Here is a 514-nt window from a genome sequence, read left to right as displayed (position 1 = left end):
ACGCGTCGCTGCGCATGGCTTCGGCAACACGGCGGTCGATGTCGAGAATGGCGCTGGCCGGATCGGCCAGTTGATCGGCGACAGCGCCGTGGGTCACACCCATTTGCTTGATCAGCTCACGCATGTGCTGCGCGCCGCCACCGGAGGCCGCCTGATAGGTCATGGCGCTCATCCACTCCACCAGACCGGCTTCGAACAGACCGCCCAGACCCATCAACATCAGGCTGACGGTGCAGTTGCCGCCGATGTAGTTCTTGGTGCCCGCGTCGAGCTGCTGGTCGATAACCTTGCGGTTCACCGGGTCCAGCACGATCACCGCGTCATCCTGCATGCGCAGGCTGGAAGCGGCGTCGATCCAGTAACCCTGCCAGCCGGCTTCGCGCAGCTTCGGGAACACTTCGCTGGTGTAGTCGCCACCTTGGCAGGTCAGAATCACGTCGAGGGTTTTCAGCTCTTCAATGCTGTAAGCGTCCTTGAGCGGAGCAATGTCCTTGCCCACGGACGGGCCTTGGCC

1 protein-coding gene is annotated in these 514 nt (G+C 63.0%); it reads right to left on the bottom strand.

Annotated elements, in window-relative coordinates:
* Positions 1 to 514, bottom strand: a 514-nt coding sequence (locus tag AC1DF0_RS32115) for an aspartate-semialdehyde dehydrogenase (RefSeq protein WP_477577614.1), incomplete at both ends; no start/stop codon positions are given.

The sequence above is a fragment of the Paenibacillus sp. 05T425 genome, assembly GCF_056396205.1.
This window is presented reverse-complemented; position numbering and strand designations above follow the sequence as displayed.